Annotated in this window: 2 protein-coding genes; both read right to left on the bottom strand. The window is 43.7% G+C overall.

What is annotated here, in order from left to right:
- Window positions 1-2631: 2631 nt before the first annotated feature.
- Complete coding sequence (locus ACOQOA_RS00020; protein ID WP_420546652.1) at window positions 2632-6993, bottom strand: RNase H-like domain-containing protein; 4362 nt, start codon at window positions 6991-6993, stop codon at window positions 2632-2634.
- 101 nt (window positions 6994-7094) lie between these two features.
- A partial coding sequence (locus ACOQOA_RS00015) for a hypothetical protein (RefSeq protein ID WP_420546651.1) occupies window positions 7095-8289 on the bottom strand: 1195 nt, incomplete at its 5' end.

Raw genomic sequence — 8289 nt, 5'->3', positions numbered from 1 at the left:
ATTAATTGATATGAATTTATTATATAAACCAAATAAACCGAAAATTACATAATTTCAAGAGTTTTCAACCAATTTTACCCATTTCCCAACCCCTTAAACGTCCAGTTAAAAAGCTACAAAGAAATCAATTGAAATAATATGAGTTTTACAATAATTACTATAAACCAAGTAAACCCCTTTTAATAAACCCAACTACCGGATAAACCCTTTTAAACTATATCACAGACATACAGACACACACACACACATTGCACAATCAAGTAAAACCATTTATATTAGTAAAAATAGCTAAAAACCTCTAAAACCACATTAAAAACCAATAACCCTATCACAGCTATATTGTATATATTTAAAGTCATAAATCCGGTTGGTATCTATAGAGTATTTGACAATTAAATTATAATAAAAGAACTGAAAAGGAATTAAGGTTACCTCAATTGGGAGAGAGCTGGCTGGCTGGCTGGCCCAGTGTAAGGTTTAAGGGTTGCATGTGCAACCAACCGTTACACTGGCCACTGACTATAGCCAAGTACACCATGTGCTTCATGACTAACCCCATCTCTCCTATCTCTATAACCGTTTACAAAATATACATTAAAAAATCATATAATAACCAGTAAATGGTTTACAAATAGGTTTAAATTGATTTAAATGAACCGAAAGTGAATTTAATTAATTTTCCTAACCCTCCAATCTCTCCCTCCAATTTAAATTAGACCTGTAAAACAATGCTAAACCGGTTGAAGGTTTTTAAGGTATAAAACATAATATTTAATTAAATTAAAGTAAAGTAAATTTGTCAAATACCTGGCTTATGGAGCATGAGGCCTCCTCAGTCAATGGACCTTTAACAGCAATAGAGCATGTCTTCACTGCTTGAAGGTTTGGCTCAGACTGAGGAGCTCAATGCATCACAGTTTAAGGGAAAAGAGTTAAGGCATGGCGACCTATTTGCCTAACCAGCATGACTGAACAGAGATGGTCACTGGCAGGCTGTGAGGCCCCAGGCGGGTATGGGAGGCACCAGGCAGGGGCCCGGTTTTCCCCCTTAAAATTGATGAAATGATTAAAGTTTTATAATATTAATTAATAACGTGAAAGCATTCCAGAATATGAAAGTTATATAAAGCAAATATCAATAACAGATGGTAAAGATTCAATCCCATAGCGAAAGCCAGGGAATAAACTGTACAAATCCATCATTGACATTGCAAACTTATAACAAGCACATTATAGAATACCACATTATTATTATTTTAATTTATAAATAGAAAATAATTTCAAACTACCTAAGGGATGCAACCGGAGAATGTCCAGAATGTTCAGAATGTTCTAGATGTTCTAGATGTTCTAGATGTTCTAGAATTCTAGTGTTCTAAACGTCTCGGCGGTTACACACACCCCCCAAATAGTTTGCATGTCAAGTAAAAGATTATCAAAAGATAGAGTGGAATGTTTGATGAAAATGAAAAATTTGCTGTTTCAGTTGGGCTTTTTTACTTTTACCCCTAGGGATAAAAGGTTGTTTAATGTGCTGATTAGTATCAGTTCTTATACTGACCAGATTGCCAAATAGTAATATTTGTGAAAATATGTTTAACTATTGACAATTCTAATCAACACAAGAGAAAACAAGTGGAAAAACAAAATAAATACATACAACATGTAATAACATGTAAGGGCATATTACCAACTTTATAAAAGTGGAATAGTGTATACCCTAGTGTAAGCATCATAATGAATTTCAATATTTGAAGATGTCCTTGACATAAACAGTATACCCGTAAAGGAAACCGTAATTATGTCCGACAGAACATCTCAAATTGTTGGTGAACCATTCATGCTACATATGCACATTGCAATGCCAGGGGTACTGGGACCAGGGACTCTACGAACTTTCAAAGTGAATACTCAATGAATGAGCGTATGAGGCTGTCCAATTTTATCCAGACCACTTCAGTGGAATAATGAAATACTGAAAGCAGTACAGGATTGTTGGACCCAATTCACAACCATGTCATGTGTCTACCTCCCTCATCAGTGGGGACTGAGGGAAATGTGTACACAACATAAGCCATTCCTCAACGCAGAGTAATCCCTGACCGCCTAGCTATTCCCTAACCACCACACACTCTAATTCCCGACCCGTCGTGAGCTACGCCGACCCGGCGCTATCCCCGATTATGTTCAGACCCTGCCAACACGTGCCGTACAGAGTATGTTGCTTACCCGCTACATGTTTGGCACAGTACTTGAACTCAAGGATAGACTTCCCTCGTCCAGATCAGAGGACAAGAATGATCAATACATTATTTGGGTTGAAAAGTTTAAGTGCTCAATACTTGAACAAAACCAAAATGAATCAATTGAGTTCAAACAATGAGCAAACTCAAAAACCCAAACTATGGATTTATTACTCAACCTCCATTAGGCGAATCTGTCAATCACGACTTGGGAATTAGACACCAGAGAATACCTCCCCTCTCCAACCGCATCCATCCCACGGGGGGACCTTTGGACTTACTATACAATGTAGCATGATGTGCACTGATATGGTTCGTCGCGCAACACAGGCACAAAACAGCGTAGAAAACAAAATTACTGTAACTCCATTTGTGCTTAAATGGCTAGTTACAAATGAGTAATTATTGTATTCACCTCCGCCTGCCTACCAGCGGTGGCTGCTTTGCGTTTTGACCTAGTGTTGTATTGATGAGATGGTAGGTCTATTGTGTTGTTTAAGTTATGTTGTTTATGTATAGATTTATGCAGGAATGATGGTATTGCTGCAAAATCACCATTTAGGGAAGTTGCCTCAGAAGGAGGACTAGTACGGTTAAGGTCAAACAGTTGACGTCGGTTGACCGCTTTTGGAGAGCCAGGTTTATCAGAATTCAGAAGCTGAATGTAATAAACATTTGGCTCTGCATGATGGCCAACTACAATGTACACGTCCGACTTGTACCTGTCCTGAATCTTGTTTCGGCCTTCCGGGTGATCACGCAGTAACACATGATTCCCGATTGGAATGTCCAGTGGTTTTCCGCCAGTTCGATTCTTATTACGCTGGACTGATTTTTTGATTGATTTCAATGCCTGCTTGTTTGCGTGCAACATGGCATTTAGCTGCTGATTTAGCCAGACTGTTTTTGATTTAAAACTGTCCGGTTTGTAGTTATCGAGCCCAAGCCAGTTATCGCAAGGCATTGGTGCCTTGCGCCCGAACATGAGCTCGTAAGGTTGCAGACCAGTCGACGCATGTGGCGTGGCATTGTAAGCGAAAACCAAAGAAGGCAGATAGTTTGGCCAATTTGGCTTCTGCTCACTGGTTAAAGTCCTCATCAGTCCAAATAAGGTGCGATTAAACCGTTCACATAAAGAGTTGCCTCTTGGATTGTATGGCGTAGTTGTTGTTTGTTTGACACCATACATCTTGCAGAGGTGGCCAATGATTTCGTTGTCAAAGGATCTGCCTTGATCACTGTGGATCCTGGCAGGAATCCCGAAAACAGAAAACCATTTCTCCACCAAAATTTTGGCAACTGTAAGGGCTTTTTGGTTGTTGGTCACTATGGCTTGACTGTACTTCGAGAAGGCATCAGTGAGAACAAGGATGTTCTCTTTGCCCCCCTTAGCAACGTCTGCCTTAGTGAAGTCAATACAGAGCAACTCCAAGGGTTGTTGAGCTGTTAAGCTACCCTGTTGAGTTTTAGGCTCTGTGTAATCGCCCTTAGATATGAGACATCTTTCACACTGGGATAGCCAGTGATCTGTGTCTCTGTACATGGACGGCCAATACACCTTTTCTCGTAATAAGCTAAGTACGCGCTGCTGACCCTGATGACCATTGTCATCATGAAGAGATTGCAAGATGGGTCTGCGGAGTTGTTGTGGCAGGATAAGCTGTTGTATTTCATCGTCGTCCTTAAAGGAGCGGCGATGCAGGACACCCCGTATCAGTGACAATCGATTGAACTGTAACAGTAACCTACGAATAGGTTTCGATTGGATACGGTGTATCTCTGACAGCTTAGGTTTTTTGTTGTTGAGAACCTTATCATAAACTAGCGACAACTGGAGGTCTTTCTTCTGATACTCCGCCATTTGGTCTGGCGTGATGGAGTCGAAGAGTTTGACCTCTTGTAGTTGTGCCTTTATGATGTTGGTTGGTTTGATGTTTATTGATGAGTTTGCCACTTCAACATCCGCGATGTTATTTTGTATTTCATGTTTGACATGATAGGGCAATTTGGCTGAGCCTAGATGGTAATCGAGGATTTGGCAGACCATCTCATAAGAAATGGTATCCCACTCCTCCTCACCATCTGAAGACTCAGAAGATGAATCGGGATTTTCAGGCCGCCGGCTCAGAGCGTCAGCTGCCTGGTTGGATTTCCCGGCCCTATATTTGATCTCAAAGTCAAACAGCGCGAGATCACTAAGCCATCTGATCTGGGCGGCGCCCAAGCGAGACTTACGGACATATGTCAGAGGATTATTATCAGTAAGCACGGTGAAACGGCTACCAATAAGATAATCCCTGAATTTATCACATATTGCCCACTTGAGAGCTAGCAACTCCAGTTTAGCTGAGCTGTATTTCCGCATCGACCTTTCGTACGGTTTGAGCGTACGGCTGGCGTAGGATATGACGCGGTAGTTTCCATCGTCATCCTCTTGCGTCAAAACAGCTCCAAGCCCTTTTAGAGATGCGTCCGTCTCCAGAATAAATGGCTTGTCATAATTTGGATAGGCCAAAATTGGGGAGCTAGTTAAAGCATCCTTCAGCCTATCGAAGGATTCTTGATGTTGAGAATCCCATTTAAATGGCGGTAGTTGTTGGTCCGATGATAACGGCGGAAGTCGTGTTCCTGCACGCTTCTTTTTTGTCGCTATAGGACGGATTAAGTCGTGCAGAGGATTAGCCCATTTAGCGAATTTGGGTATAAACCTTCGATAATATGAGGCCAATCCTAGGAACGAATGGACTTCTTTTGCCGTTTTGGGAACTGGCCAATCTCTCACCTTGCTCACCTTTTCAGGATTAGGTAATATCCCGTCTTTGGAGAGCATGTGGCCCAGGAATAAAACGTTCGACTGGAAGAAGAACGATTTTTTCGGCTTGATTTTGAGATTGAACTCCTTGAGGCGGTACAGCACCATGGCGATCCTGTCCAACATCTCGTCGATTGAACTGCTAAAAATGCAGATATCATCGAGGTAGAACAGGAGCGTCAAGTACTGCTGATCCCCAAGGCACATCTCCATGAGGCGACAAAAACTGGCACCCGCGTTGGATAGACCAAAAGGCATACGAGTGAACTCATATAAACCTGATGATCCGGCGCGAAATGCAGTTTTATGGATGTCTGCCTCATCCATAGCCAATTGCAAATATCCCTGGGCCAGGTCGAATGAGGTAAACCAGACTGCTGCTTTCACAGCTTGGAGGGCTTCCTCAATTCGAGGGAGAGGGAATGAATCGCGTATTGTTACGGCGTTCAGAGCTCTGAAGTCGACACATAAGCGTATTTCCCCAGTTTTTTTACGAACTATGACCACTTGCGACGCGTACGGGCTTCGCGAAGGCCGAATGATACCTTGCCTAAGCCAGGTGTCAAGGCACTTGCGAACCTCAGCCTGTAGTTGGACTGGGATTGTACGGTGTGGCAAGTATATGGGTCTGTCCGTTGTTGTGGGTATTGTGTGTTTCAGACGGTCACAAAGACCAAGGTCTTCATCACACAATGAAAACACGCTCTGGTTGTCATAGATGAGCTCAAGGAACCGCTTTTGCTGCAATTCACTCATGTTAACTTCCCCCATGTTTACAGGGAAGGGAAGTCGGCTCAGTTCCATATCAAAGTCGAAATCTGGATCTTTGAAGTTGGGTCGAGGACCAAATTTTGGCCTCTCGCCTCCTTCTTGTCGTTTTTCGGTTCCAATATCAGTAACCTTGCTGCTAACACCCTGAGACAGAATTTCCGCCTGCACTTCCGAAGAAGGCAGAGGGCAGAAAGAGACATTGATGTTATCGCCATCACGGGACATGATGGATTGATAGTCCCATGGGCAGTCTTCTGCCTCTACAACGTCGGCCGCTAAGAGTGTTTGGCGTATCCAGACGTTGTAGGTGTTAGTGTTTACAAGGGAAACGGGGACTTGTTTGTTTTTGTTAGGGGTAAACATGGTCCTGTTGACCACTATCCCCCTAGGGAGATTATTGTATGCCCTAGCCTCAACCATGCATGAAAGCCGTCGGGTAATTTTGTTAGTCTTACCCTGAACAACCTTCATGGAGTTGGCCGGAATACAGATAGCCTGTTGGGGGTTGCCCACCCAAACTTGGCTTAGTACTGTTTCCTGGCTAAGGTCTTGATTTTGTACCTCGGAGCTAATCTTCGAGGTATTGATATTTATTTGGCCTAAATTAATTTGATTTGCAGTTAAAGTTTGAGGCTGATCCGATAGTTTACCCTGGTGGTAAAAAGAACACATCTGGGCGAAGACTACCGGATGTAAATTTTGAGGACACCGGAATTCCTCGAAGGCTTCAAACCCGTACACTTTCCCAAACTCTTCACACCCTAGGCGTATCAGGTTACACCCGATTACCCCTGGAAGTTGGGTGCTATGTTGGGGTTCTAGAAGTGTATTGGGGTCTTTCACCACAAGAAATCCCACATGCGGTATTGTGAAACCAAGCAAAGTAACGTCAGCTTCAAAATACTTCGAAACTGGCATTACTTCGTTGTTAGCTGCCGACAACCGAAACAGCGAATGTGCTTCAGTTAAGTCGCCAGCTGTTCTCTTTAACAGGGGCAAGATATTTTTAGTAAAATATCCCTCGCGTATGAGCGTCACCATAGATCCTGAATCCAGAAGAGATGGAATTTTCTGGCCAAGGATATCTATGGTTATGGACGGACATTGCGAGACTGCCCTGTTAAGTACACGTTGCTTGGTTTCAAAGGAAACCGCATGATTGGTCAAAGTTTTCAGAATTTCCTCAAACTTTGCTGCATGGAAAGGTGGCGAGTGTGGGCCAACCTTGACTCCTCCCCTGCGTCCATGACCCTGGGAAGCAGGAGTCTTTAGTTTAACCCACCCGCTTGTTCTTCCTGTTTCTTAAGGAATACCTTTCTGGCTTGAAGCCTAAGGCAATTCCTTATCCAATGCCCCGTGTCCTTGCAATAGTTGCAGGTTTTTTCAGGGTCGGTGGTACCATCAATTCCAGCCGATAACTGGGATGGTCTTCTTTTACCCTGAAAAGGTCGTGAGCCGGGTCTTGTGTTGGTAGTAGACTTGGATTTACCGGCAGCCTGCAGAGCATTTGTAAATGCTGTCTGCAAAGAGGTTGGACTGAAATATTCTCTCATTTGAGAGTTTTCGGCGATTGCCTCGTCCAACTTAGAGCGGAGTTCTTTAATTTGTGAAGCCTGGGCGCTAATTTTCCCGTCCTTCTTGATATGTTTGGAGCGGGGTTTGGACGCTACAGGTTCACTTTCAGACTCCGTCTCTGTTGTAGTGGCTGACACGGCTTTTACAGATGCCTTGGCTGCTGCTTTTTGTCGAGTTCCAAGAACTCTTGACAGCTCATTACGGAATTCCGTAAATGATATTTTGGGCATCTGTTTCAGAAGCGTTTTGGCGATTGACGCACTATGTTTGTCAGAAAGCTGACTCGCGTATCGCTGCTTCAGGGTTGAGTCCAAGTCGTGACGGAAGTTGGGCTTCCTGGTCATGACCTTCCGAGCGAGTATTTGTAACTCGTCGGCGAAAGCCTCTTCCGTTTCTTTTGTCTTCTGACCACGGCTATAGAACTCTGCTATCAAATTCGCCTCTTCGTCGCCTCCTTGGAAGGCGACGCTCAGGTGTTTGAGCAGGTCCTGATATGTTATTATCCCGCCGCAGATGTCTAGCTGGTATTCGACTTCGCGGCGGGCGTTGTCTAATGTCATATCCTTTATGAGCTGGATGGCGGCTTTGTTGTCCAGCTCTCTATCTTGGATATGTGTTAAGATGTCCGCGCGCCAAGAACGGAACGTGAGTTCGGCGTCAGCCGAGTACCCTCCTTTGAATTTGGTAATTTTAGGATCTCGCATCCTGCGAAATTCCTTTGATGCCTGGGCAGCCGCTGCTGCTGAGACTTCAGCTGCGATGGCCGCCGCATCATGGGGTACATTCGTCAGATTTGGTATATGGCTGACGTCAAATGTCTCGTTCCTTGGCCTTTTTCCACGATGAGGTGTGGATGAGCGCGGAATTGTAGGGGGTATAATTTGAGGA

Source organism: Curvivirga sp. (genome assembly GCF_965219885.1).
Lineage (GTDB): Bacteria > Pseudomonadota > Alphaproteobacteria > UBA8366 > Aestuariispiraceae > Curvivirga.
Note: the sequence above shows the minus strand (reverse complement) of the source record. Positions and strands in the feature narration are given on the sequence as shown.